The organism is Actinomadura rupiterrae, assembly GCF_024172125.1.
Taxonomy (GTDB): Bacteria; Actinomycetota; Actinomycetes; order Streptosporangiales; family Streptosporangiaceae; genus Spirillospora; species Spirillospora rupiterrae.
Genome location: NZ_JAMZEA010000007.1, coordinates 613,493 through 637,863 on the forward strand (window position 1 = coordinate 613,493; position 24,371 = coordinate 637,863).

Genomic DNA, 24,371 nt, shown 5'->3' on the forward strand with positions numbered 1-24,371 from the left:
CACCCGCGGACTCCGCCTCGTCCCCGTCCGCTGCCGGGGACGAGGCGCCGAACGGGCCGGTGACGCCTGCCCGCGAGAACATCGTGCCGCCGAGAGCGCCGTCACCCGGCGGGTTGCATTCGGATGCCGTTCGCGTCCTCTCGTCGTGGACGGCGCCGGACGCAGAGCAGGCCCGCGTCCGCGACGGGTTCCTCGATCATCTGGCCGCGTACCCGGACGGGACGTGGCGGGAGTGCGTGCCGGGGCACATCACGGCGAGCGCGCTGGTGCTGGACTCCTCGCGCTCCCGCGTCCTGCTCACCCTGCACGCGAAGATCAAGAGGTGGCTGCAGCTCGGTGGGCACTGCGAGCCGGGCGACAGCACGCTCGCGGCCGCGGCGCTCCGCGAGGCCACCGAGGAGTCCGGCATCCCGGACCTCGTCCTGGAGCCGGAGCCGGTGCGGCTCGACCGGCACGCCGTCCGCTGCCACCCCGAGGGCTCGTGGCACCTGGACGTCCAGTACGTCGCGGTCGCCCCGCCCGGCGCGCGGGCCGCGCTCAGCGACGAGTCGGACGATCTCCGCTGGTTCCCCCTGGACGCCCTCCCCCATCCCGCCGACGAAGCCCTCCGCCGCCTGGTGTCGGCCGCCCGCCCCTGAACCGACCCGTCCGGCGTTCGCCGACGGCCTTGCACCGAGCCGTCCGGCGCCTGTTGGCAACCGCCCGCCCGTGAAGCGCGTCGTCCGTCCCGCGTTTCGGAGTGGGCTGCCGGGCGGGCTATAGCACGTGATCTGCACCACGCGCGCCTCAGCGCAGGGCGTCGACGCGGCCGATCCGGGCGGACGGCACCCCGGGGACGCTCTTCAGGGTGTGTCCGTAAAGGCCGTGGGCGGCGGGCGCCCGGGTCGGCGGGCGCGGCCGTTTCAGTGGATGGGGTTGCCTTCCAGAAGGGCTCGGGTTGACTCCCAGCCTTCGAGACCCGGGTCGAGGAGGGCGACGTCGTCCGGGGTGCGCAGCCGGTGCCAGCTCGGCCCCTGCGGGATCTGCCCGGGCCTCGGCGCCGCGGCACGGAGCTTGGAAAGCGCGTCGGGGGCGTCCAGATCGGCGTCGGCCAGGGCGGTTTCGAGCCAGGACGGCAGGGGCAGGCGGGCCGCCAGGGCGACGAGCCCGCCGCCGGCGGCCTGGCAGGCGGCGGCCGGGGCCTGGCCGAGCGCGCGGAACAGCTTGCCGAGCAGCAGGGGCGGCAGGTCCGGGGCGTCCGGGGCGAGGAGCGCGGCCTCGGTGGCGCCGAGCGCGTGCAGCGCGGCGAACGCGGCGGGCAGCGTCGGCTCGCGGACGATCGGGGTCCCGGGCCAGGTCAGCGCCTCGACGTCGGGCTGCTCGGGCGGGTCGAGGACGAGCGCGGCGGTGACCAGCTCCAGCCCGGCGACGACCTCGTAGGTGTCCTCCAGCAGCGCGAGCCGGTACTCGTCGGCGTCCACACCGGGCGGCGGTTCCGCCTGGCGGCGGGCGCGCAGGGAGAGGACGGCCGCGTAGCGGACGGCCCGCGGGACGTCGCGGGGGGCGGGCTGGTCGGTCAACCGGCCACTCCGTGGCGGAGGTCGTCCTCGTCCGATCCGTGGCGGAGGCCGTCCTCGTCGGAGGTGTCGGACTCCATCGGCAGGTGGGCCGCGGCGGCGACGCCCTCCAGGTAGCCGCGGGCGCGGTCGGCCTTGGGGTAGTTGCCGACCAGCTCCCAGAAGTCGGCGCCGTGGCCGGGGACGAGCAGGTGGGCCAGCTCGTGGACCAGGACGTAGTCCACGACCCAGGACGGCATGCCGCGCAGCCGGGTGGACAGCCGGATGGTCCCGTCGTCCGGGGTGCAGGAGCCCCAGCGGGTGCGCTGGTTCTCCACCCAGCGGACGCTGGCGGGGACGGCCCGGCCGGCCAGGTAGCGCCGGTTCAGCTCGTGCGCGCGGCTCTCCAGGTCGGCGTCGCTCGGACGGCGGCGGCGCTCACGGTCGGCGAGGCGCTGGAGGATGGTCGCGATCCACTGCTCCTCCTCGGCCTTGCTGAGCCGGGACGGCAGCATCACCACGACCTTGTCCCCGTCCCGATATGCGGACACCGTCCGCCGACGTCTGCTGCTCCGGCGGACCTCAACGTTTGGGGGCACGCTAGAACCGTACCCAAAACTTTGCGCCCGCCACAGGGGGGGTTGGCCGTTTTCCCAGCTCAGCACCGATGTTTTCCCCGCTTAGGGGTTGCTCGTAGCCGCCGCGGGGACGGTCCGGACACCGCTCCGGAAGGACCTTCGGTGAATTCGGTCAGACCGAAAAGAGTACGGAGCGTGACGGAAGTTCGCTCTCAGCGGAGCCGATCAAGAAACCGGGGCGGGCCCGTCACATTCCCGGCGCGCGATCCGTCGAGGGGGTGACGACGGCGCTCCGGCGCGCCGTCCCTCGGAAACGGAGAAGCCATGACCGCACCGATCCTCGTCACCGGCGGCACCGGGACGCTCGGCTCCCTGCTCGTCCCGCGGCTGCGGGAGGCCGGACGCGAGGTGCGGGTGCTCACCCGGCACGCGCGCCCGGCCTCGGACGGCACCGAGTACGTGGCCTGCGACCTGCTCCAGGGCGACGGGCTGGACGAGGCCGTCGCGGGCGCGGAGACCGTCGTCCACCTGGCGGGCGGGCCGAAGGGCGACGAGATCGCCACCCGGAACCTCGCCGAGGCCGCGAAGCGCGCGGGCGCGCGGCACCTGGTCTACGTCTCGGTCACCGGGGTCGAGGGCGTCCCGATCGCCTGGCTGCGCTCGAAGCTCGCGTCCGAGCAGGCCGTCGCGGATTCGGGCGTCCCCTGGACGACGCTCCGGCCCGCCCAGTTCCACAGCCTGGTGCTCGGCATCGCGCAGAAGATGGCGAAGAGCCCTGTAGTCCCGGCCCCCGGCGCGTTGCGCTTCCAGCCCGTGGACGAGCGGGACGTCGCGGACCGGCTGGCGGAACTCGCCCTCGGCGCCCCCGCCGGGCTCGTCCCCGACCTGGCGGGCCCGACCGACTACACCCTGCCCGAGCTGCTGCGGAGCTACCTGGCCGCCGCCGGCAAGCGCCGCCCGATGCTGCCCGTCCCGATGGCGGGCAAGATCGGCCGCGCCTACCGCGAGGGGCTCAACCTCGCCCGCGAGGGCGCCGCCCGCGGCACCCGCACCTGGGAGTCCTACCTAGCTGACCACGTGGCCGCCCGCACCCCCGCAAAGGCGTGAGCCCGACGGCGCCGCGCCCCCGAGGAGGCGTGAGCCCCGGCAGGCCCGCATCCCGGGCTGCGGAGGCGTGAGCGGTGGCCGGATGTGGGCAGGGGGTCGGGCGTGTCGGGGGATGATCGATCATCGATCGGTCAACGGCCGGTGAACTCCGGGGGGCGCTTCTCGCGCTGGGCGGTGAGGCCTTCGAGCATGTCGGCGGTGGTCATGGTGACCGGCTGGGCGAGGGCCTCCCAGCGCAGCGCGCTGGCCATGTCGGGGTGGCCGCCGTTGGCCAGGGCCGCCTTGGTGAGGCGGGTCGCGATCGGGGCCTGGGCGGCGACGCGGTCCGCGGCGGCGAGCGCCTCGGCCAGCACGTCCTCCCGCGGGACGGCCCGGTTGACCAGGCCCTTCGCCTCGGCCTCGGTCCCGGTGAGGACGCGCCCGGTGAGCAGCATCTCGCGCGCGAGCGGCAGCCCGGCGACCTCCGGCAGCAGCCAGGTCGCGGCCATGCCGGGGTGCAGGCCGAGCGCGGTGAACGGCGCGAGCAGCTTGGCGTCTGCGGCGGCGTAGCGCAGGTCGCAGGCGAGCGCGAGGCACAGGCCCGCCCCGACCGCGTGGCCGTTCACGGCCGCGATCGTCGGGACCTCCAGGTCCCTGATCATCAGCCACGTCCTGTAGTAGTCGGTCATCCGGGTGCGCAGCTCCGGCAGCGCGGCGGCGTTGGTGTCGGCGAGCCAGGACAGCACGCCGCCCGAGGTGAACGCGGTCCCGGCGCCGGTGACGACGACGCAGCGCAGTCCGGTGTCGGCGCGCAGCTCGGTGAGCGCGTCCTTCCAGGCCGCGGTCATCTCGTCCGACATGGCGTTGCGCCGGGACGGGTCGTTCAGCGTGAGGACGGCGACGCCGCCCGGACGGCGCTCCACCAGCAGGACGCGATCTTCAGCCATGGCCGAACGCTATCGCCAGGCCCCGGACCGGGTACCCCCGGCCGCGTGAGAAAGCGCACACTTACCATGTTTCCGCAGGTAGTGAAAGTGCGGCAAGTTCCGGCCGTCGGCTTTGTCATGGATCTTTATGGCGCGAACCAGGGCAGGCCGCGACAATGGTCGCCGTGAGCGATCTTCCCCGCCGCGCGGTGACGCGGTCCGCAAAGCTGGCGTCCCTCCCGCTCGGTTTCGCCGGGCGCACCGCTCTGGGCGTCGGGAAACGCACCTTCGGCAAGTCCGCCGAGGCGGTCGCCATGGAGATCCAGCAGCGCACCGCCGAGCAGCTGTTCAAGGTGCTCGGCGAGCTCAAGGGCGGGGCGATGAAGCTCGGCCAGATGCTGTCGATCTTCGAGGCCGCGCTGCCGCCGGAGATCGCCGGCCCCTACCGGGCCACGCTCACCCGGCTCCAGGAGGCGGCGCCGCCGCTGCCCGCCTCGGCCGTCCACAAGGTCCTCGCGGAGGCGCTCGGCGAGGACTGGCGCGACCGGTTCCAGGAGTTCGACGACAAGCCGGCCGCCGCCGCGTCCATCGGGCAGGTGCACCGCGCCGTCTGGGAGGACGGCCGGGACGTCGCGGTCAAGGTCCAGTACCCCGGCGCGGGCAAGGCGCTGATCAGCGACTTCAACCAGCTGGCCCGGCTCGGCCGGCTGTTCGGCGTGCTGATGCCCGGCCTGGACGTCAAGTCGATGCTCGCCGAGCTCAAGGAGCGGGTGATCGAGGAGCTCGACTACTCGATCGAGGCCGCGTCCCAGACCCGGATGCGCGAGGGCTTCCCCGCCGACGACCCCGACTTCTACGTTCCCGAGGTCGTCGCGCAGGACGGGAACGTCCTGGTCACCGAGTGGATCGACGGCACCCCGCTGTCGAAGATCATCAGCGACGGCGACCAGGAGACCCGCGACCACGCCGCGCTGCTGTACTGCCGGTTCCTGCTGTCCGGGCCGAAGCGCTGCGGGCTGCTGCACGGCGACCCGCACCCCGGCAACTTCCGGCTTCTCCCGGACGGCCGGCTCGGCGTCCTCGACTTCGGCGCTGTGGACCGCATCCCCGAGGAGTTCCAGCACCGGATGGGCCGCCTGCTGCGCATCGGCACGCTGGAGGACATCGACGAGATCGAGGCCGCGCTGCGCGACGAGGATTTCATCCGCGAGGGTGTCGACGTCGACATCGAGGGCCTGGAGGCGTTCCTCGCCCCGATCACCGAGCCGTTCGTGACCGAGACCTTCAAGTTCAACCGCGAGTGGCTGCGCGACATGGCCGCCCGCGTCACCGACCTGCGCCCGACCAACGTCGTCCGGCAGCTCAACCTGCCGCCGCAGTACGTGATCGTGCACCGCGTCCTGTCCGCGGGGACGGGCGTCCTCTGCCAGCTCGAATGCGAGATCCCGGCCCGCGCCGAGTCCCTCGCCTGGGTCCCCGGCTTCGCCGACGAGGAAGACCCGGAACCGGTCGGCTGACCCCGCGCAAGCGAACGCGCCCGCGCAAGCGAACGGGGCCGCGCACTGATGAGGTGCGCGGCCCCGTTTCGTCGCGTCCGGCCAACGAGAGGGAGGGCCGGACGCTCGGCGGCCTGGTTCGAGAGGCTCGCTGGTCCGTCAAACCATCCAAGAAAGAACGGACCGGGCCTTCCACCGAACCGGCGAGGTAGGTGCGGCCGCCGCGCGCCGGGCGCGCGGCGGCCGTTGCGGATCAGTCGAGCGGGCGGCGCGGGGCCGGGGCCAGCAGGGCCCGGTTCACGCGCGCGGCGCGGAACCGCGCCTCGCGCCGGGCCCTGCGCAGCGCCCGCACCCGCGCGGCGCGCATCTCCGCCACGTCCGCTCGCACGGCTGCGGCCGAGGTCGCGGTCGGCTCGGAGGCGGACACCTTGTCCACCCCGAGCGCCGCGAGGGACGGCGCGTCCGCCTGCGGATCGGCCGCGGCGGGAGCGACGTCCGAGCGGACGGGTATTCGCTCGCGCGACAGGTCCTGGCTGAGCAAGTTCATCTCGGTCTCCTGGGGGACGGGGCGGCGCGACTCGACGGTCGCGCCGCCCGGTGCCTCGAACTGGACGGTCGTCATCGGGGTCATCGCCGGATCACGCGGTCACCTGGTCGGGAAGCGGGTGCTTCCGGGGACGGCCGCGCGGCCGCTTGCGCGGGACGACGACGCCGCGGACGAACAGCTCGCCTCCCCACACGCCCCAGGGCTCCTTGCGCTCCAGGGCGCCGGCGAGGCACTCGCGGCGGAGCGGGCACTCCACGCACAGCGCCTTGGCGAGCTCGACGTCGGCGGGCGCCTCGGCGAAGAAGAGCTCCGGGTCGGTCCGGCAGGGCAGAGTCAGGTCCTCGTCGCTCATCGCGAGAGCCCCCTGCATCACGGTCACCCTTGTTCCTCTCGTTGGATCTCAACGGGTTCGTGTCGTCGGGTCGTCTGGGCAAAGAAGAAGGCCGCGGGTTCCGGTGTCGGAATCCGCGGCCTGGGGGCTCGCCGGTCTGTTCTAGACCGGTCGTCGCCGCCAGGGGTACGGACCCGACTCGTCTCCTCGCGGGGAGGGGACGTTCACGTGGGTCGTGGCCGGAGCGATGGGCTGCTCGTCCTCGGCCTTGTCGGTCGCGACGCCACTTTCGGTGGCGATGAGACCGGTGGCCGGGAGGACACTGCCGCCGTGCTCATCACGGGACACCTGCTGCATCAGGCCGCGCAGCCGCAGTGCCTCGCCGGACAGGCCGAAGCCGGCCGGCTCAGCCTGGAACCGCGCGTCCATGCGCTTGCCGCCGCCGAGTTTGCCCACGCCACCGAGGTTCCCGGTGTGGACGGAGGCAGCGGTCGCGCCGGCATAGGTCGCCGAGGAAAGCGGGCAGGGCACGGCCCCGTTCCGCCACGCGCTCATCGAGATCATGTTCATCACCGGACCACACACCACCCTTCTGTTCCTCGTGCCGACCGCCGGACCAAGATCCAGTCGTTCGACTGCTGAATGCCTGCCCTGAGCGTACGGTGATCCGCTCGAAATCAGCAAGATATTTTTGACCTGCGGTTTTGTGGCCCGTCTCACCGGAACCGGCACCGCTTCCCGCGCGTCCCACAGGACTCACCGCATGAACCCGCGCGGCCACCCGCACGTCCGGAGCGGACCCCCGCGGGGCTCGGACGCGGAACCCGGCAGGGCCCCTGCGCCGTCCGGATCGGACGCCGCTGCTGAAGCGCCGCGTGGAGTCCGAGACCGGCGCCGCCGAGGTCTCCGACGAGCGCCTCGACGGCTACGAGGAGGCGCAGCAGCGGCTGATCGACGGCGCCCGCGACCGCCTGCGCGGCCTGGAGGACGAGGCGGACGACCTGGCCGGCCGCCTGTCCCGGTCGTTCGCGTCCCAGGCCCGCGCCGCGCGGCTCCTGCTGATGTGCGCCGAGCACCGGAACATCGTCCCCGGGACGGCGATGGCATCCGCGCTGTCCTCGACCGCCGAGATCATGCCCGGCTTCCTCCGCTCCCCCGAGCGCCGCGCCGAATTCACCGAGGTGTTCGCCCGGTTCCTGATGCTCGCGGCGGGCATCGCCCCCGACGCCGAAGTCGTGCTCGCGGACGTCCCGTCCGACCTGTCCGAACAGGCCGCCGCGCTGGTCGACGAAGCGCTGGAGCGGACGAAGACGAGCCTGGAGCAGTTCGATCCCGAGCTCACTTGCCGGACGGACCAGACCCGCAACCTGATCGCCCACCTCGAAACGGACGGCCCGGAACGCCGGATCGCCGCGCTCTGCCTGTCCGCCGAACCCGACCTGGCCCCGCTGGCCGACGCGCTCCGCTCCGCGTCCATCCCCTGACGCTCCCCGGCCTCAGCCGGACGCTCCGTGCCGCCTCTGCCCGCCGGACGCGGCAAGATAGGCGGCATGTCCGACAACGCTGCCCTGCTCCGGCGGATCGAGACCGACCAGAAGCTCGCCGACCTCCTGCTCTGGCCGGGCGATTTCGACATCGTGCGCCGCGACCCGATCGAGGACGTGTTCCTGGAGTCCGGCACGTCGCTGACGCCGATCGCCGGGGACGGCGCGGGCGGCACCTACTTCCTCTGCGGCGGAGTGGACGGTCCCGTCCTCTATGCCGACTCCGAGGGCCAGGCGACGCTGATGGCGGCCGACCTGACCGAGGCCGTCACCCTGATCGCCGTCCTCCCGTACTGGCAGGACCTCGGTTTCGGCTGGTCCCTGGAGGACTCGGAGGCGGCGCTGCTGGCCGAGGAGCCCGACGCCGCCGAGCACCGCGCCGAACTCCTCGCCCTCCTGGCCGTCACCCCGCCGTCCCACCAGGTCGTCGCGGACCGGATGCGCGCCGCCGCGAGCCGCACCGCCCCCGACTTCCAGCCCAAGGCCCGGCACGACGACGGCGACGGCGCGTACGTCGCGACCTACGGCCTGCTCTTCGGCGAAGCCTGACGACCGAGGCGCGGCAGCACCTCGTCCGCGATCGTTTGCAGCACCGCGACGTACCGTTCGGCGGGGAACAGCCAGAGCCCGACGCTGTCGGCACCGGCCTCGTTGAGGTCGCCGAGCCGCGCCGCGACCTGCTCGGGCGTGCCCGCGACGGCGAACTCGTCGATCCAGGCGTCCGGAACGTCGAACGGGTCGCCGTCCAGCGCTTTCCGGACGGCCTCCGCGTGGGGTGAGCGTCCGACCAGATCGGTGTGCGCCTCGGCCTGGAGGAAGAACCCGACGGCCTGTCTCACCGCGTCCCGAGCGGCGGACGCGTCGGCATCGGCGGCGGACAGCGCGAACGCCGTGATCCGCGGGAGGGGCCGTCCGGCCTCGGCGGCGCCCTCGGCGATCACGTCCCGCGCCCACGCGACGTACTCCGGACCGGCCAGCACCGACAGGAGCACGCCGTCCGCCTTGGCGCCGGCCGCGCGCAGCGCACGCCGGTTCACCGCGCCGATCCACAGCTCGGGCGGCTCCTCGGGCGGGAAGGCCAGCTCGATCCCGTCGAAATGGTGCGCACTGGTCGGCTCGCTGACCGTCCGTCCGTCCAGCAGCGCGCGCAACACGTCGAACGTCTCCAGAACCGCCGTTAGCGGACGGTCCGGAACCAGCCCCATCTGCTTGAGCCAGCCGACGTTCCCCAGCCCGATCGTGGCGCGCGTCCGCCCGGGATAGAGCCGGGCCAGCCCCGCCAGCTCCATCGCCAGCACCGCCGGATGCCTGGTTATCACGCTCGCCAGCCCGAGCCCGGCGGTGATCCCGCCCGTCGAGGCGAGCATCTGCGTCAGCCCCGAAACACCTCCGGTGAAGAAGCAGTCCTCGGAGAACCACAACTCGCCGAAACCCAGCCGCTCCGCCAGCTCGGCCCCGGTGGCAAGCTCCTCCGGCGGCGTGAGACTGCCGAACACGATCCCCAGCCGGTCGTCCCCGTTCACGAGCATCCCCTCCCTTTGACTGAGGACCATCAAAAGCGGAAGGCACCCGAACCGGCTATCCACCGAACGCCGAGCATCACGCGCTTACCGGATAGCCCGGAGCGTCTGCGACGGCAACTCTCCGAAAGCGTCCCGGTACTGGGCCGAAAATCGTCCGAGATGGCCGAACCCCCAGCGCAAGGCGACATCGGTAACGCTCCCCTCGCCATCACCCCGGGCGATCCGCCGCAGCTCTTCGTGCGCGCGCCGAAGCCGAACCTGCCGCAGATGCGCCATGGGAGTCGTCCCGAGCTGCGTCCGGTACGCCTCCTGCAAACTCCGGACGCTCGTATGCGCGGCCTCAGCCAAATCGGCCAACGTGATCGGCTCGTCAGCATGCTCCTCGCAGAACGCCAAAGCCCTCCGCAACGCCCGAGGAGCCACCGCAACACCGCCACTCGCCAGCACCTCGGAGAACGAATGCGGCTGAACGTCCAGCAGCCCCTGAACAACGAGCTGCTCGAAATGCCCGACCGCCAAAGGCGACCGATCCAAAAGCTCAGCCCCCGCGAATTCCGCGAACCGCCGGATCAACTCCGCCCATTCGCCGCCCACCCCAGCGCCCGTCCGCAACGCCGGATCGAATCGCACGCGCGGCCCCGACGCCTCGCCCAGCCGCATCCCCAACGCGCCCTCGACGACATCCCGCGGAATGCAGACCACCAACGTCGCAGCGCCGCTTCCCCACCCGACCGCCATTCGCTGCCCCGGCCCGGCAATGGCCCCCTGCGCCCGGACGTCCACGCCGTCCACGGCCCCGCCCCGGACGCCCGCCAGCGGCACATGCGCGATGTAGACGTCGGGCAGCTCGTCCACCACCACCTCGACGTCCGCGCCGTACGCCAGCGTGTGCAGCCCGATCCGTCCGCAGTGATGCCCGACGAACCGTCCGCCGAGACAAACATCCCCAAGAACCCGCACCGAGTGCGCCCCGAACCGGACGCTCACCTCCTGGTGGAGCTCCTCAACACTCGCGCCCACCCCAGTTCCGCACGGAACACCCATGAAAAGCGCAACGCCACCCCCGCCGCGCTCATTTCCGCGCCTCAGCCGCCGAACAGCGCCTCTACCCCTTGTGCGGACGTGAAGACATCCCGCGCGTCATGCCCGACCCCGGCCAACCGAACCAGCCGATGCCTCTCAAGGCTCCCCCCGGCCTTCTGCTCCAGGTACTCGTAATACCGGACGCCACGCTCGAAACGAGTGAGCCCCTGAGCAAGCGCCGCCGGATGCACCTCCAGAAGCGCCGCCCCCGGATCGGCGTCCTCCTCCCCGAGCAGGTAGACCACGTCCCGACCCAGATAGCGCTCGAAGTAATACTCGGCACTCTCACTCACATACTCAGGCCGAGCACCCCCGAACCCGTACCGCCATTGGTCGCGCTCAGCCCCAACAAGCCCGTCCACCCCAGGCCGCACCCGATCGAAATACAAATACGTAGAAGGATTGGCCACCACGAACCGCACCCGCTCGTCCGGCACATTCCCCACAGCCGCATACCGGTTCACGAACTGCCCGCCCGCCGAGTTCCCCGCCACAGTGACCCTGCGCACGCCATCGAGCAGCCGACGGAGCAGCGCATCGAGCACCTCGAACGAGCTGACCTCCCCGAACCCGCCCTTCCAGTCCTCGGTCTCCCAGTGCAGCAACTCACGGCACTCGGCCCGCCCCCGCACATCGACAGCCGTAAGAAACTGCGGCGCAAGCACAAGCACTCGCCGCCCACAAGCCGCTTCCTCAACTATCCAAAAGTAGTCCCCAGCATTACGCAGCGCCCCATGCACCACCACGACCGCCGACTCCACATCCGTCGGCACCCGCTCCAAAGACGAAACGTTCCCAAATAGCGGAAACTCCCACCCCCCACACTTCGCCCGAAGAGGACCGATCTCGCCGATAACCTGCGCCTGCATCTCGCCTTGTATCGCAAACCGAGTCACCGAACTCACGATGCCAGTCCCGCCCCCGCCGGAGCACCGTCCGCTGGTCCGGGGGTCGGCGATCGAGGGACGGGAGAAGATCAGCTGCGGGGCCATCCGCGTCCTCGCGGAACTGGGCCGAACCCGGCACCTGCCCCGCCGTCCTCCTCACCATGATCGCCAGCCTGGTGGAGCTCCTGGAAACCAACCCCGACCCCACCTGACCCCCGCGACTCACGCGTCCGTAACCCGAATCAGCCCCTCCTGCATAACCGAGGCGACCAGGTCCCCATCCCGCGTGAAAATCTGCCCTCTTGCTAGGCCTCGGGCGCCGCCGGCGAAGGGGGTGTCTTGGTAGTAGAGGAGCCAGTCGTCGGTTCTGAAGGGCTTGTGGAACCACATGGCGTGATCAACAACTTGATCACCAAAGACAGTCCTGACCTGCAAAGACTCCGATGACGCCACCCAAGAGCCGACCATCGGCACACCATACGCACAATCCTCGCCCGCCAGGGCCACGGAAGGCCGGTCACTCGTCCAGGGTGACCGGCCTTCTCGCGTCTCAGACCAGCCCATGGCTCAGCAGCCAGCCACTCATCCGGAGCACCCCCTTAGCGCACAGGTCCGACCTTCGGGCATGCTGCTGCTTCGGAACCTCAAGCGCCCATCAAATCCCCGGGAGGTGCCGAAGGACAAACAACTCGACAGTGGAACAAAACGGACGCAAATCTTGTGGCGCTGCAGCCACACACAGCAATAGTCCCAGCTCATTTAGCCCGTCACCGGCCCTCACGGGCCGGTCATCATTGCGGCCACCCCGGAAGCCACTCCGGGGACGGAGACTCCCGTGCCGTCACCGGCCCTCACGGGCCGGTCATCATTGCGGCACTTCTTCGGGCCCCGGCGACGCGCGGTACGCGGGTTCCGTCACCGGCCCTCACGGGCCGGTCATCATTGCGGCGGCACTCGTGGGGTGGGAGACGATCGTCGTCACCAGCGCCGTCACCGGCCCTCACGGGCCGGTCATCATTGCGGCCGCGTGGAACAGGTCGCTCATGGAGTTCACGAAGACCGTCACCGGCCCTCACGGGCCGGTCATCATTGCGGCTTCGCACACGCCCGTCAGGACACCCTCGACCTCGCCGACCGTCACCGGCCCTCACGGGCCGGTCATCATTGCGGCCCCCGCCTGGTCGTCCCGTTCCTCGGGTTCGACGGCCCGTCACCGGCCCTCACGGGCCGGTCATCATTGCGGCTGGGACAGATCGATCGTGTCGAGCCGCGCAGCCTGGCCCGTCACCGGCCCTCACGGGCCGGTCATCATTGCGGCGACCACCAGATGTCGGCGGTTCAGGCAGCGCTCGGCGGCCGTCACCGGCCCTCACGGGCCGGTCATCATTGCGGCTAGGAGGCCGGGATGGTGACTTCCGGGCTCGGACGCCGTCACCGGCCCTCACGGGCCGGTCATCATTGCGGCAACCCGGACGCCCTCGGCGTCCTGACGGTGTCGGCCCGTCACCGGCCCTCACGGGCCGGTCATCATTGCGGTTCCGGAGGGACACTGGCCCGCTCTCTGCGCTGGGGTGTCACTGACCCTCTGCAGCCAGTGATCATTGCAGTTTGGGCGGCATTGTCCGTTGAGCAGCATTGGCGGTTGTCACTGGCCATCTGTGGCCAAGCGACGTTGTGCGCGGCCGTGATTTTCCGACGTTGGGGAGTTCTGTCGGGGCTGTGACGTAGCGTCTGCGTTGCGTGTTCGGCGTCACATCGGACGGGGTTGGTCGGGATGGTTGCGCGGGTGGTGGAGCGGCTGTTGGCCGCGGTGGCTGAGGACCGGACGGACGCAGGGGTGGCGGTTCATGGGGTGTATCGGCCGGCGGCCGATGACAAGGTGATGCCGCCGACGTTCCCCGAGGGTCCGTACCTGTTGGAGTCGCGGCGCGTGGATGGGGAGGCGCGGGCGACGGTGGTGCTGGATCAGGTGCCGTCGCAGGCCAACCGGATCGAGGAAGCGCTGCTGGTCGCGCGGGACAAGGGGCGGATCGAGCTGCCGCTATTCGAACTGCGAGCTGAGACCGAGCGGGGGCCGGTGCGGCTGACGTCGCTGGAGTTCCCGCACCGGTACGCCGACGCCTATCTGCGCGACAGCCTGGTGAGCGGGGTCCGGTTCGACCACAGCGACGTGGGGCAGCGGCTGCGGGAGGTCAGCGCGGAGGATGTGCGGCCGCTGTTCGAGCGGGATCCCGGTTCGCTGATCTTTGGTGCGTGGGATTCGCATCGCAAGGGTCGGTGGGCGAAGTTCGCCCGGTTCTACGCGTCCTCGATGTTCGGTCTGGATCCCCAGGAGGGTGAGCGGCGCAGTATGCGCAAGGATCCGCTGAACCTGTCCGGGGGGATCGACGACAAGACCAGGGCTGAGAGTGACTGGAAGTTCATCGCGGTCGGGGACAAGGCCAAAGACAAGGCCAGGGACAAGGACAAGAAGCTCAGCGTGATCGGGCATGGGCACGCGTTGGATGGGGCTCCGCCCGGCGGGATGGTAATCAGTGAGGCGCGGCGGGATGCGTGGATCTCGCTGGGTGGGCTGGAGCGTCTGCGTTTCGGGGACGTCTCGGACGAGGTCGCGCAGTTGGCGCGGGCGACGTTGCTGGCGTTGGCGCTGGCCGGGGATCGGTTGGCGTTTGATCGGCCGTCGGTGTGGCTTCGGTCGGGGTGTGACCTGGTGCGGGTGCGCGAAACGTTGGCGTTTGAGCGGGACGGCGGCGAGGTCGAGGAGTTCTCCCTGTCGGCCGCGGATGCGGTCGGGGTCTTCCACGAGTTGCGGGACCGGACGGCTGAGGCTGGTTTGGTGATGGCGTCCGACACGATCGAGGTGACGCCGATTCCGAGCCTGGCCGAGGCGATCCGGCATGCCGTGATGGCGGCGGCCGGCGAGGAGTGAGCCGGTGGCGCTGTCGATCGTGGTGCGGCTGCGCGATGGCCGCTACGACGCGGCCGGGCGGCGGGCCGACCGGGCCGAGTGGCCGCCGCATCCGGCGCGGGTGTTCTGCGCGCTGGTCGCGTCCGCGACCGTCCAGGAGCATTGGGACGCGCTGCGCTGGCTGGAGGAGGCCGGGGCACCGGAGGTGTGGGCTTGTGAGGAGTTCACGCAGGCGCGGCGCGAGGGGTATGTGGTGGCCAACGCCACCGACAAGAAGGCCAGCAGCCAGCATCGGCTGGGTCGGTCGGGGCGGAAGAAGACGCGGCTGAGTGCCGAGCCGGTGTATCCGGAGTTCGCGGTGGTGTGGCCGCATGCCTCCCCTGCTCCGGACACGCTGAAGGTGCTGGCGCGGTTGGCGCGGGGCGTCCCGTATCTGGGGCGTTCGACGTCGCCGGTGACGCTGAGCGTGGTCGATGAGGTGGTGGACGAGCGTGCGGAGTGGACGCGGTTTGCTCCGGTGCGGCTGGGTGAGCCTGCCGAGTTCGGCCTGCGGGTTCCCTACGGCGGGTACTGCGATCAGCTGCGGAAGCTGTATGCGCAGGGGGAGCGGTCGTGGAACGCCGACCAGGAGGTCCCCTATGCCCGGCCGGGTGTCGCACCGCCTGAGCCGCCCGCGCGGTCGGTGTTCACCGAGCTGCTGGTGTTCAGGTTCGCGTCCGGGACGGTGAAGCCACCCGGGGACGCGGTGGTGGCGGTGACGTCGGTGCTGCGTGCGGCCGTGATGGATCGAATCGGGACCGACATCCCGGCCGAGATCAGCGGGCACGGCGCCGACGAGTCCGCGCATGTGGGGTATCTGGCGTTGCCGAACGTCGACAACCGGCATGCCGATGGCCGGCTGCTGGGTGTGGGGGTGGCGATCCCCGAGTCGCTGCCCGCAACGCCTATGCCCGGTTGTGGGGGGCGTTGGTGGAGCGACCGCTGGAGTATCTGAGCTACGGCGACGGACGCCGGTTGCGGGTGGAGTTCCAGCCGAGTACCTCGGGGTGGGGTGTGCGGCCGGAGCGGTGGACGGCCGACCAGCGGCGCGGTGCGCGCACTTGGGTGACGGCGACGCCGATGATGCTGGACCGCTATCCCAAGCGGCGGCGCGGCGACGACGGCATCCTCAAGGAGATCCAGCGTTCGCTGGAGATGGCCGGATATCCGCCGGTGCAGGAGCTGGAGTTCTCGCCCGCGTCCATGATTCGGGGAGCGGTGCATCGGCCGCGCCGGGACACCATGCCGTTGAACCGTCCGATCCGGCCGCTGGTGCACGTGACGGTGACTTTCGAGCGTCCGGTGGTCGGGCCGGTGCTGCTGGGCTCGATGCGGTATCTGGGGCTGGGGTTGTTCGCGCCGCAGGGAGGCGTGCGTGAGTGAGTTGACCGCCGCCGACTTCGAGGCGCTCGTGCACGAGGTGCACGGGCATGGGCCGTTCCCCTGGCAGCAGGCGCTGGTGAACGACATCCTGGCGTCCGGGCGGTGGCCCGACGTGGTGGACGTCCCGACCGGGCTCGGCAAGACCTCACTGATCGACGTGTTCGTGTTCGTCGCCGCCGTCCGGCCCGAGCTGGCGCGGCGCCGGCTGTTCTTCGTGGTCGACCGGCGGCTGATCGTGGACGAGGCGTACCGGCACGCTGGCCGCCTCGCCGAGGCATTGGGTGCTGGTTCGGGCCCGTGCGCGCGGCGAGTGGCGGAGGCGTTGCTTCAGGCCGGTGACCAGACGCCGCTGCAGGTCACGCGGATGCGCGGCGGAGTGACGTGGTCCTGGCGCTGGCTGGACCGCCCCGACCGGTTCGCCGTGGTGGTCGGCACCATCGACCAGGTCGGCAGTCGGCTGCTGTTCCGCGGCTACGGGGTGGGCGAGCACCTCCGGTCCATCGACGCGGCGCTGGTCGGCGCCGACAGCCTGATCGTCCTGGACGAGGCGCACCTGGCCGATCCGTTCCGGCAGACGCTGCGCGCGCTGCAGGAATTGGAGCCGGACGACGGCGTCCCGGCGCTGGTGACGATGTCGGCCACTCCCCCAGACGACACAGCGATCCGGGTACACCAGATCAGCGATGCCGATGAGCAGCATCCGGTCGCCCGCCGCCGGCTGCATGCCGAACGCCGACTGCATCTGCTGGCCCCCAAAGTGACCCGCAAGTCTGCTGCCACGGTCCTGCCGCAGGTCATGGCCAACTGGGCACGACGCTTGGCCGAGCCGCAGGATTCCGGGCGAGTGGTGGCGGTGGTGTGCAACACCGTGGCGCGCGCCCGGGCGGTACACGCGCAGCTCGACGGCGCAGTGCTGCTCACCGGACGGATCCGGCCCGTCGACCGCGACTACCTGCTGCACCGCTACTACGACCGGCTGCGCGCCGGACGAACCCGCACTCCCGGCCTGCCGCTGATCGTGGTCGCCACTCAGACGATCGAGGTCGGCGCGAATCTGGACGTGGACGCGCTGGTGACCGAGTCGGCGGATTTGTCCGCACTGATCCAGCGGCTCGGGCGCCTCAACCGGCTCGGCGACCTGTCCGCCAGCCACGCCCTGGTCGTCCACGACACCAGCGTCGGCGCCGACGACCCGGTGTACGGGCCCGCGCGGCAAGTCACCTGGGACTGGCTGACCGACCAGGCCCCGCTCTTGTCGGCCAAGGCCACCGATCTGGTCGGCGGGCTTCTGGTGTCGCCCGCCTCGCTGCGGCAGCTCACCTCCGGCATCACTCCTGATCAGCGTGCTGCGATGCGTCCGCCCGCGCCCTACACGCCGCGGTTGAACGCTGGCATCCTGGATGCCTGGACCAGGACGTCTCCGCCGCCTCATCCCGACACGCCCGTCGCGCCGTTCCTGCACGGACTGCAGCGCGGGATGGCGGATGTCTCGATCGTGTGGCGTGCCGGTCTCCCCGGCGGCTTCACCGGCTGGGCGGGCGCGCTACGTGCAGTGCCACCCGCCACCGAGGAGATGCTTCAGGTCCCTCACGCCGCGGCCCGGCGCTGGCTCGCCGGCCTGGTCGACGACACCCTCTCCGACCTGGAAGGCCAGCTCGACACAGCCGAGGCTGCCGAACCTGGCGGGTACGTCGCCGTCCGCTACACCGGCCCGGACGATCCTCCGGTACCGGTCACCGCCACCGAGGTGAAGCCGGGAGACCTCATCGTGGTCTCCGCCGAGCGCGGTGGCTGTGACCAGTTCGGCTGGAATCCTGCTTCGACCGACCCGGTACCCGACGTCGCTGACCTCGCAGAACGTCGCGGACGCCCGCTGCTGCGGTTGCGTCCCGAACTGGCCGCCACGTTGGAGCTCTACCACCCCGAACTGGCGGCTGGCTTCGCGCCACTGCTGGACTTGCTGAACGACCCGGACGACCTTCCCACTGCAGCGGTTGTGCGAGCCCAGCTCCTGGAACCCGACGCGGACCTGCTGCCGCTGCAACGGAACCTTCAGCTCTTGCGGCAGCGCTGCACCGTGGTTGCCGCGCACTCCGACGCCGGACCGGTGCTGGTCCTGGCGTCCCGGGGCGGCGGGCTGCGTGGCGACGAAGGCGCGCTGGAATCATCCGCCGGCGTCCGCCGCGCGGTCTTGTTGAATGAGCACCAGCAGCAGGTCGCAGACCAAGCCGCCGTATTCGCCGCCAACCTGGGGCTGGCCGAACCGCTACAGCACGCCGTCCGCCTGGCCGCGCTGCTGCACGACGAAGGCAAACGCGACCCCCGCTTCCAAGCCATGCTCTACCAGCGGCCCCTGCGCGCCCTGGCCGCCGAGATCGCACCCCGCGCCAAATCTGGCATGGACCCGGCCGACCGCGCAGCGTTCCGCCGCGCCCGGATCCAGGCCGGATACCCCGCCGGGCTGCGCCACGAGGCCCTCTCTGCGCGCATCGCCGAACACACCCACACGCCTGGAGACCTGGTCGTCCACCTGGTCGCCAGTCACCACGGCCGCTCGCGCCCGCTCCTTCCGCCCGTCCAGGACCCCGACCCGCAGCCACTGACCATCGGAACCCTGCAGGTCACCGACCACAGCATCGACTGGCAGGCGCCCGAACGCTTCGCCCGCCTCAACCGCCAGCAGGGCCGCTGGCAACTCGCGCTGCTGGAAGCCATCGTCCGGCTGGCCGACATCTGGTGCTCCGAACGCGACGACCAAGGATCGCCCCATGCCCAGTGTTGAACTGCCTGCCCTCAACGGCACCGACCCGCTGGGATTCCTCGCCGCCCTCGGCCTGCTGCGTGTCCTCACCAGCGAGCACGCCGAACCGGTCGCATTGTCGTTCTCCGACACCACCGGCCGTGCCATCCTCCACAGCGATCTAGCGTCCACCCATCAGATCGCCGAGACGCTGGGGAAGATCGTCCAGCGAGCCGGACCCGACACCGCCATCGTCGGCGTCGACGACCGCTTCCCGCTACGGCGCCCCAGCCAAAGCGCCGTCCGCGCCAGTGAACAGTCCGGCGGCGAAAAGGACCCCATGCGCGTCCCGCGCGACCAGTACCCGCAGCTTGCCGCCAAGGTCGCCGAACTCGGCGACGAAGCCAGCCGCTGGCTCAACCACCTGGTCACCGACCTAGCCGTCGATGGCAAAGGCCAAGCCGCCCTCACTCCCTACTGCGCGCCCGCGGGCAAGCAGAGCCTCCGCTCCTTCTTCGCCACCCCGCTCCAAGCAGTCCGGGCCGAACCCGCTCATCTGCACGAAGCCCTCTCCGCCTGGCGCCGCGTCGACAACTTCACCGGCGAATACCTCGACTACCGCGTCATCCGCGACGCCGCCGACCACCCCCACGGCAAGTCCACCGAAGCAGGCGTCCCCGGAGCCACCTGGCTCGCCACCCAAGCCCTCCGCCTCCTCCGCCTAACCGGCGACGGCGACCGCGTCACCGCCACCCTCTGGCACCGCCACAACCGCCGCCCCGTGATGATCTGGCCCCTCTGGGCCCAGCCCCTCAACCAAACAGCGACCCAAGCCCTCCTAGAACACCCCGCGCTGGCCCCCGCCCCCACGGCCAACCTCACCGTCGCAAAAGAACCACTACGGCAGCTGGGTGTGTTCACCGTCGCCGCCGCCGAACGCCGCCCCCTCCGCGACACCAAATCCGCCGGCGTCCTCCTCCCACTTCCTGTGGGCCTCTGACCACCCGACGCCCTGGCACGACGGTTCGGAACCTCTAGTGCCCACCGAATCCCCGGGAGGTTCCGAAGCACAATCAACTCAACAGCGACACAACTCGGACACGGTCACTGTAAGCATGCACTCACACAAAGCGATAAGGACAGCTCATTTGCCCTGTCACCGGCCCTCCGCGGCCGGTCATCATTGCGGCGTCGCGTTCGCGCTTCTGTGGCCTTCTGAGGGCTGTCACCGGCCCTCCGCGGCCGGTCATCATTGCGGCCCTTGTCCCGAAGGAGTCAGGCCCGCGCGCAGGCCGAGTCTGTCACCGGCCCTCCGCGGCCGGTCATCATTGCGGCGAGGGCCCGGCGTATGCGGTGCCGACGACGGCGCCGCTGTCACCGGCCCTCCGCGGCCGGTCATCATTGCGGCGGCGGCTTGAGACGGAAGGTAGGGCCGTCCGGGGGCGCGACTGTCACCGGCCCTCTGCGGCCGGTCATCATTGCAGCTCCCTGACGCAGATCCAGACCAGCCAGGGCTACAGCCCCGTCACCGGCTCACTCAGCATCTTCCAAGCTGATCAGGACCGCTGTCGCGTCGTCGTGGCGCTTGGAGCGCGGCCAGCGAGTGCGATCAGGGTCGCTGTTCTCGATCTCGCGGAGTCGTCGGAGCCATGCGGCAGGGCCGTTCTGGGCGAGGTCATGGAAGCACTCGTCCCAGGTCACTACACCGAAAGGGTCGACGGGACGGGCGCCGCCGTCGGAGAACAACAGGGCGTGTGTCAGGTCGGCCAGCGGCACAATGCCTGTCAGTGCATGGTCGGCGGCCTCGGGTTCGCCAGCGGCTATCCAGTAGCCGTCCGGATGGTTGCGGAGTCGCCGTTCCTCTGTCACCAAGGCGTTCCAAAGTTCTGGGTTCCGGCCGTCGGCTCGCCGAAGTGCACTTCGTTGCTTCACCGCCCCGTGTTTGAGCCGCTGATCGGTGATGACCTCGATCTGAGCACGCCCTCGCATCACGAGGAAGGAGTCCCCCAGCACCAGCCATTCGAGGTTCTCATCGTGTCGGCGGACGGCGACCACTGTTGAGGACGGGGATACGGGGTGGTTCGGATCGCAAGTGTCCGCATGGGCCAGGGCGGTTAGTTCGATCGCTTGCTTCAGCGCTCGCGCCAGGGAGTTGTCTGTCTGCTGGGCGGTGCCGATCATGCTGTTCGCCAGCGTGCGCACGAACCAGGGCAGTCCGTGACGGCATCCCGTTTCCGCGCTTGGTGGGACGCCTGAACCGTCCAGGAGGACGACCACGTCGGGCGTCGCCAGGACGTAATCCTCATTGGGGCGATCGGGCTGCTTGGCCCAACTGGCAAACGAGACCTCCATGCTTCACGCACTCCCGGCATGACGGAGCGGACGGGTGAGCGCGCGCGTGGAGAGGATCTCCTCCGCTTCGGGGTCGTACTCGGAAGTGATCACCATCGAGAAGGGCTCAGTCCCGACTTCGTCATAGAGCTCGGCGAGATGCTCCCTCAAGTATCGCGAAGCGCCCAGGGAACCGATCGCGTGGACTCCCGCGACGAAAAGGAACGTCCCCTGACCGTCCGGCCGGGGAAGCCGGCCAAGGTAGGCGATGTCTTGGGGGGCCGGGTTGTCGGGATCATCGGACGGTGACACGTGCGTCTCGCCGGTCCCGCGTTCACTGATCGCCCATCGGGAGTCGGGGAGCTGGTGGAAGTCGAGCCTCGGATCGGCCTGAAGGGCGGCCGCAGTGACAGGGGATGTCTTCGGGCCGCAGATCACCACCAAGTCGTCACGGTTGAGATCGATCTCGCCGGACAGCGGGATGTACTCAAGCTCCCCCGCAAGGCCCAGGGATGACGCCGCGCTCAAGACGGTCTGGCCGGTCGCCGCATCCGCGCGCGCGACGAGGCGGCGTCCGCCTGGACGTTCCGGCACGGCCACGCTGAGCTGTCCGATCCCGAGGAAGGCGCGCTCAGGGGCCGGACCAGCGTCCTTGAGCTGCGCTACGCGGGCGCGGCTCACTCCCATCAGCCGAGCCACGTCCGCCATCGAGCGGCCGTGATCGCGAAGCCATTGAATGCTCTCGCGCCGCATGCGCGCCGTCTCCTTCACGGCTTCCTGCAGCTCTGCCATCAGCTTCGCGGCCTCACGCGCTCTGACCTCGTGGTCTTCGACCCGAGCAAGTCGCCGCACCTCCTCGATCACGCGTCTCCTCCCCTGCCGCGTTCAACCGCCCGACGCGGATCTCCTCACAGCCTAGTGATAAGGGGGGCTTGACAGCATCAGCGGCACGGTGCCACTGTCTTGCTAACCCTCCCTTAACACCTAAGGAAGAGGGGAAACGCCCCTGGATGGTCAGGGACGACAACTGAAGTAGCTCCTGGTCCTCTGTCTGCGGGCGACCTCAGACCGGACTGATCGGTTCTTGACATCCCCATAAGGCGTTGGCGATCGCGAGAGAACTCGTGTGCCTGGGTCGATGCTTCACAAAGTCCCCAGGTCCTCCCGGTCGGTGCAGCGCCCCGTGATCAGGCAGGCGCTTGCGCTGCCTGCCCATCACGGCCCGGGCTCCGATCGTTGGTCGATCGGTCGTCTGGTCCGTGGTGGGCGGAGAACGCACAGCACGGCTCGTTCACCTTCTTCCTGGGGAGACTCCCGCATGACCAGGCACAACGGTCGCCCGATACTTCTCGCCAGCTCGATGCCTCCGCACCAGCTCTCGCTGCCGGCTGGTCGTCACCCGACGATGGTGTGTCCCGACTGTGGGACGTGGCGGGTGTGGCGGCGCGGCATGCTCCTGCCGCACAAGGACGGCGCGCGGCGGTGCGCTGGAAGCAACCAGCGGATCCGAATCGATCTGTCCCCGGCGCTGTGGCAGGCGTTGCTTGTGTCGGCGGTGGCGGAGACGTCCACGCGCCGGAGCAGGCGGCAGTTCAGCAAGCCCGCCCTGCCGGTGGCGCCCGCGCTGCATCAGATCGCCTCGGTGCACTGATCCAGCTCACCGCGGCTGGCAGCGAGTTCGAACCACGCAAGCAACGAAACATCCCCTTCACGTCCCGTCGGGTCACCGGCGGGACGTTTTTGTGCGCGCCCGGCCGAGGCGTGCTCCTTCCCCTATGCGAGAGGAGATCTCGATGTACGACCGGACTACTTCGCGGTTGGTCGACCGCGTCTTCGCTCACCAGCAGATCCTGGACAAGGTTTCGAGCGGCCAGCCGAGCCCGGCCGCGTCCTCCGCGGTGCGGCCCTCGTGCCGCCCGCCGCTGCCGCTGTCGCCGTGTTGTGAGGCGTCGCTGTCGGGCGGGCCGGTGGTGCTGTGGTGCGGGCGGTGCGGGCACCAGGTGCACGCCTCCCAGTTGGACCGGGAGGTCCCCGCCCCCCAGGCCCCGGCCGGTTCGGACGGGCGGTGGGCGTGATGGGCACCCCGACCTCGCGCCGCGCTGGCAGGATCCACCGGCGTGAGCCGGTCGGGTGGGAGCTGCGGCCCCGCATCGACACCCCGGACGAGCTGTGGTTCGGCCCCGGTGACGGCGCCGAACGGGAGACGAGTCTGGAGTACCGGCGCCGTGTCCTGCTGGCCAAGGAGTACTGCGCGGAGTGCCCGCTGGCGCTGCGGCGGCACTGCCTGGAGCAGGCGCTGCAGTTCCCGGCCGATGAGCAGTACGGCGTGGTCGCCGGCCTGGACCACTACGAGCGGCGTGCGCTGCTGACCCGCCGCGGCGCACGCCCGGCCGCGGCGGGGAAGGAGTCGGCGGCATGAGCGGCGGCTACCGGCCCCCGCTGGAGGGCGTGCTGCGGATCACCCGCTGGGATCAGGTTCCCGATGGCTGGTTCACGCGCGGCCAGCTGGCCAGGCTGGACCCGCCGCGCCGTCCCGCCAGGGATGCCGTGCCGCAGGGGCAGGTGCTGTATCACGGCAACTCCTACGCGCCGCTGTTCGCGCTGGCCGACACCGTGCCCAAGCGGCGCGCGTCGGCGGCGCAGCGGGCCGCGCTAGCGCGGGCTCGGCAGCTGCAGTGGGTATGCCGCCGGTGCGGTTGGCGTGACCCGCATCCCGATGCGGCGCCGCTGGGCCGCGGCCGGGTCTGCCTTGGCTGCGCGGCGACCCAGGCGGCGTTCGGTCGGCACCGGCAGGCGACTCGGAACGCTCGGTGGATGCTGGATGGATGGCTGTCCGGGCGGGCGCTGGCGCTGGTGGTCGACAACCTTGAGGACCCGTCGGAGCTGGCGGTGGCGGGGCGCGGCTTCCGCGAAACCCTCACCCTGCCGCCGTCCGCAGACGGTACGGCGGCCGTCGCCGCAGTCCAACGGGTATCGGCTCAGGTCGCCGAGCACCTGGACGCCTGTGAGCGGGTGCTGTGCTGGACCGACGCCCACACTGTCCGCCACGCACTGAGGCGTATTCTGGTCCCGGATCTGCCCTGGCCCAGCCAGGACGACCTGGACCCCGGCGCCCTGCACGCGGCCCGCAGTCGGGTGAACGCCGAGGCGCTGCGCCGCGCGGGTGATCCGGGCTGGCTGGCCAAGGCGAAATGGCGCGAGGTAGTGGACGAGTACGCCCCCTGGTACGGCCAGCCGGGCGACTGCACCGTCCTGGAGCAGGGCCGTTTCCGGCCGGACCGGCGGTTGCCGCTGGCCGCCGACACCACCGCCGGGGCGCTGGATGCGCTGCTGGACAACCTGATGGCGGTCGCCTACAACGACCGTCCGACCAGCGCCCGCGCGCCCTGGCACACCAACCCCGCGGCACTGGACACCCCGGAGAGGTAACCGCG

The 24,371-nt window shown here is 70.8% G+C and carries 25 protein-coding genes, 1 pseudogene and 2 CRISPR repeat arrays; of the genes and pseudogenes, 14 read left to right on the top strand and 12 right to left on the bottom strand.

Annotation, left to right across the window (positions count from 1 at the left end; translation table 11 throughout):
• Positions 1-113 precede the first annotated feature (113 nt).
• Complete coding sequence (locus FHU30_RS27165) at positions 114-638, top strand: NUDIX hydrolase (RefSeq protein WP_253879640.1); 525 nt, start codon at positions 114-116, stop codon at positions 636-638.
• A 264-nt stretch (positions 639-902) separates the two neighbouring features.
• Here the strand turns inward: FHU30_RS27165 and FHU30_RS27170 are convergent, their stop codons facing one another.
• Positions 903-1,559 carry a hypothetical protein gene (locus tag FHU30_RS27170; RefSeq protein ID WP_253879550.1) on the bottom strand — a complete coding sequence of 219 codons (657 nt, stop codon included), beginning with the start codon at positions 1,557-1,559 and terminating at the stop codon, positions 903-905.
• A complete protein-coding gene (locus tag FHU30_RS27175) occupies positions 1,556-2,134 on the bottom strand; it encodes a M48 metallopeptidase family protein (protein WP_253879551.1) in 579 nt (192 codons plus the stop codon). The genes FHU30_RS27170 and FHU30_RS27175 overlap by 4 nt, the downstream gene beginning before the upstream one ends.
• A gap of 303 nt (positions 2,135-2,437) precedes the next feature.
• Between FHU30_RS27175 and FHU30_RS27180 the strand changes: the two genes are divergently transcribed.
• Positions 2,438-3,220: an SDR family oxidoreductase gene (locus tag FHU30_RS27180; RefSeq protein WP_253879552.1), complete on the top strand. Its 783-nt coding sequence runs from the start codon at positions 2,438-2,440 to the stop codon at positions 3,218-3,220.
• Between the two features lie 131 nt (positions 3,221-3,351).
• On the opposite strand, the gene FHU30_RS27185 is transcribed toward FHU30_RS27180, so the two are convergent.
• On the bottom strand, positions 3,352-4,146 hold the full coding sequence (locus tag FHU30_RS27185; protein WP_253879553.1) for an enoyl-CoA hydratase/isomerase family protein: 795 nt from the start codon (positions 4,144-4,146) through the stop codon (positions 3,352-3,354).
• Positions 4,147-4,310: 164 nt separating this feature from the next.
• On the opposite strand from FHU30_RS27185, the gene FHU30_RS27190 reads away from it, so the two are divergent.
• Positions 4,311-5,642, top strand: coding sequence for an ABC1 kinase family protein (locus tag FHU30_RS27190; RefSeq protein ID WP_253879554.1), 1,332 nt, complete (start codon positions 4,311-4,313; stop codon positions 5,640-5,642).
• Positions 5,643-5,874: 232 nt separating this feature from the next.
• On the opposite strand, the gene FHU30_RS27195 is transcribed toward FHU30_RS27190, so the two are convergent.
• From FHU30_RS27195 to FHU30_RS27205, 3 genes are all read right to left on the bottom strand, one after another.
• Complete coding sequence (locus tag FHU30_RS27195) at positions 5,875-6,252, bottom strand: hypothetical protein (protein WP_253879555.1); 378 nt, start codon at positions 6,250-6,252, stop codon at positions 5,875-5,877.
• A 7-nt stretch (positions 6,253-6,259) separates the two neighbouring features.
• Positions 6,260-6,538: a WhiB family transcriptional regulator gene (locus FHU30_RS27200; protein WP_253879556.1), complete on the bottom strand. Its 279-nt coding sequence runs from the start codon at positions 6,536-6,538 to the stop codon at positions 6,260-6,262.
• 123 nt (positions 6,539-6,661) lie between these two features.
• Positions 6,662-7,054: a hypothetical protein gene (locus tag FHU30_RS27205; protein ID WP_253879557.1), complete on the bottom strand. Its 393-nt coding sequence runs from the start codon at positions 7,052-7,054 to the stop codon at positions 6,662-6,664.
• A 320-nt stretch (positions 7,055-7,374) separates the two neighbouring features.
• Between FHU30_RS27205 and FHU30_RS27210 the strand changes: the two genes are divergently transcribed.
• Positions 7,375-7,983 carry a hypothetical protein gene (locus FHU30_RS27210; RefSeq protein ID WP_253879558.1) on the top strand — a complete coding sequence of 203 codons (609 nt, stop codon included), beginning with the start codon at positions 7,375-7,377 and terminating at the stop codon, positions 7,981-7,983.
• A gap of 66 nt (positions 7,984-8,049) precedes the next feature.
• On the top strand, positions 8,050-8,592 hold the full coding sequence (locus FHU30_RS27215; protein ID WP_253879559.1) for a hypothetical protein: 543 nt from the start codon (positions 8,050-8,052) through the stop codon (positions 8,590-8,592).
• Here FHU30_RS27215 and FHU30_RS27220 read toward each other — a convergent pair.
• From FHU30_RS27220 to FHU30_RS27235, 4 genes and pseudogenes are all read right to left on the bottom strand, one after another.
• Positions 8,565-9,566, bottom strand: a complete 1,002-nt coding sequence (locus FHU30_RS27220) for an LLM class flavin-dependent oxidoreductase (RefSeq protein ID WP_253879560.1) — start codon at positions 9,564-9,566, stop codon at positions 8,565-8,567. The two genes, FHU30_RS27215 and FHU30_RS27220, sit on opposite strands and share 28 nt — an antisense overlap.
• Positions 9,567-9,650: 84 nt before the next feature.
• On the bottom strand, positions 9,651-10,553 hold the full coding sequence (locus FHU30_RS27225) for an AraC family transcriptional regulator (protein WP_253879561.1): 903 nt from the start codon (positions 10,551-10,553) through the stop codon (positions 9,651-9,653).
• 98 nt (positions 10,554-10,651) lie between these two features.
• On the bottom strand, positions 10,652-11,554 hold the full coding sequence (locus FHU30_RS27230; RefSeq protein WP_253879562.1) for a hypothetical protein: 903 nt from the start codon (positions 11,552-11,554) through the stop codon (positions 10,652-10,654).
• 204 nt (positions 11,555-11,758) lie between these two features.
• Positions 11,759-11,938 (bottom strand): annotated as a pseudogene (locus tag FHU30_RS27235) (acyl-CoA thioesterase); the annotation flags it as partial.
• A 362-nt stretch (positions 11,939-12,300) separates the two neighbouring features.
• A CRISPR array of direct repeats spans positions 12,301-13,073; the repeat unit is 37 nt; unit sequence CCGTCACCGGCCCTCACGGGCCGGTCATCATTGCGGC.
• A 249-nt stretch (positions 13,074-13,322) separates the two neighbouring features.
• Here FHU30_RS27235 and cas7g point away from each other — a divergent pair.
• The 5 genes from cas7g to FHU30_RS27260 are packed head-to-tail and all read left to right on the top strand — an operon-like array spanning position 13,323 to position 19,606.
• The gene (cas7g, locus tag FHU30_RS27240; protein WP_253879563.1) at positions 13,323-14,465 is read left to right on the top strand and encodes a type I-G CRISPR-associated RAMP protein Csb1/Cas7g; all 1,143 of its coding nucleotides are present in this window, start codon (positions 13,323-13,325) and stop codon (positions 14,463-14,465) included.
• Positions 14,466-14,469: 4 nt separating this feature from the next.
• Positions 14,470-15,438, top strand: a complete 969-nt coding sequence (csb2, locus tag FHU30_RS27245; RefSeq protein WP_253879564.1) for a type I-G CRISPR-associated protein Csb2 — start codon at positions 14,470-14,472, stop codon at positions 15,436-15,438.
• A complete protein-coding gene (csb2, locus tag FHU30_RS27250; protein WP_308211402.1) occupies positions 15,414-15,866 on the top strand; it encodes a type I-G CRISPR-associated protein Csb2 in 453 nt (150 codons plus the stop codon). Before csb2 (FHU30_RS27245) ends, csb2 (FHU30_RS27250) begins: the two co-directional genes overlap by 25 nt.
• Entirely contained in the window at positions 15,859-18,648 is a 2,790-nt protein-coding gene (gene cas3g / locus FHU30_RS27255; protein ID WP_253879565.1) for a type I-G CRISPR-associated helicase/endonuclease Cas3g, read from the top strand. Before csb2 (FHU30_RS27250) ends, cas3g begins: the two co-directional genes overlap by 8 nt.
• On the top strand, positions 18,635-19,606 hold the full coding sequence (locus tag FHU30_RS27260) for a type I-G CRISPR-associated protein, Cas3-extension family (RefSeq protein ID WP_253879566.1): 972 nt from the start codon (positions 18,635-18,637) through the stop codon (positions 19,604-19,606). The genes cas3g and FHU30_RS27260 overlap by 14 nt, the downstream gene beginning before the upstream one ends.
• A gap of 153 nt (positions 19,607-19,759) precedes the next feature.
• Positions 19,760-20,091: direct repeats of the CRISPR family, unit length 37 nt; unit sequence CTGTCACCGGCCCTCCGCGGCCGGTCATCATTGCGGC.
• A gap of 48 nt (positions 20,092-20,139) precedes the next feature.
• Here FHU30_RS27260 and FHU30_RS27265 read toward each other — a convergent pair.
• The gene (locus FHU30_RS27265; protein WP_253879567.1) at positions 20,140-20,958 is read right to left on the bottom strand and encodes a protein phosphatase 2C domain-containing protein; all 819 of its coding nucleotides are present in this window, start codon (positions 20,956-20,958) and stop codon (positions 20,140-20,142) included.
• 3 nt (positions 20,959-20,961) lie between these two features.
• Entirely contained in the window at positions 20,962-21,801 is an 840-nt protein-coding gene (locus FHU30_RS27270; protein ID WP_253879568.1) for a sigma-70 family RNA polymerase sigma factor, read from the bottom strand.
• Between the two features lie 454 nt (positions 21,802-22,255).
• Between FHU30_RS27270 and FHU30_RS27275 the strand changes: the two genes are divergently transcribed.
• The 4 genes from FHU30_RS27275 (at position 22,256) to FHU30_RS27290 (ending at position 24,366) form a co-directional block, all read left to right on the top strand.
• Positions 22,256-22,588, top strand: a complete 333-nt coding sequence (locus FHU30_RS27275; protein ID WP_253879569.1) for a hypothetical protein — start codon at positions 22,256-22,258, stop codon at positions 22,586-22,588.
• Between the two features lie 124 nt (positions 22,589-22,712).
• Positions 22,713-23,012: a hypothetical protein gene (locus FHU30_RS27280; protein ID WP_253879570.1), complete on the top strand. Its 300-nt coding sequence runs from the start codon at positions 22,713-22,715 to the stop codon at positions 23,010-23,012.
• Positions 23,012-23,356, top strand: coding sequence for a WhiB family transcriptional regulator (locus tag FHU30_RS27285; protein WP_253879571.1), 345 nt, complete (start codon positions 23,012-23,014; stop codon positions 23,354-23,356). The genes FHU30_RS27280 and FHU30_RS27285 overlap by 1 nt, the downstream gene beginning before the upstream one ends.
• A complete protein-coding gene (locus FHU30_RS27290; RefSeq protein ID WP_253879572.1) occupies positions 23,353-24,366 on the top strand; it encodes a hypothetical protein in 1,014 nt (337 codons plus the stop codon). Before FHU30_RS27285 ends, FHU30_RS27290 begins: the two co-directional genes overlap by 4 nt.
• The last annotated feature ends 5 nt before the right edge of the window (positions 24,367-24,371 follow it).